A 534-nucleotide genomic window follows, 5' to 3' on the forward strand; every position below is an offset into this window, starting at 1 on the left:
TCATGGCGTGCTTTATCTTTCTGCCTATTTTGAGCAAACAGATGCTTGGCGGCGCAATGACCCGTAACGGCGTACTTTGCTCACTTGCTTTGTTTATTTTTCCCGTCGTAAACGAGCAAGCATTGCCCGCCGAAACTGACGGCCTTTGGTTGATTGTGATTCTAGGCAAAGAAGTCTTGCTGGGTATGCTGATTGGCTTTATCGCAGCCATTCCTTTTTGGGCGATTGAAGCCACTGGCTTTTTGGTGGATAACCAACGCGGTGCGGCGATGGCGAGCATGTTCAACCCAACTCTGGGTTCTCAATCCACCCCAACGGCGGTGTTACTCACCCAAACGTTGATCACCTTGTTCTTCTCTGGCGGTGGCTTTGTTGCATTTATCTACGCTCTGTTTAAAAGCTACACCACTTGGCCAATACTCGGCTTTTTTCCGATGGTCACGGACGCGTGGGTAAGCTTTTTCTATGATCAGTTCCAACAGTTAATGTGGCTTGGTGTATTAATGTCGGCGCCACTTGTGCTCGCAATGTTCT

At 48.9% G+C, this 534-nt stretch carries 1 protein-coding gene; it reads left to right on the forward strand.

Annotated elements, in window-relative coordinates; genetic code table 11:
• Positions 1-2: 2 nt before the first annotated feature.
• The coding region (vscT, locus tag R7Z77_RS28130) for a SctT family type III secretion system export apparatus subunit VscT (RefSeq protein ID WP_318137407.1) at positions 3-534 on the forward strand (532 nt) is incomplete at its 3' end.

The sequence above is a fragment of the Vibrio sp. 1401 genome, assembly GCF_033340295.1.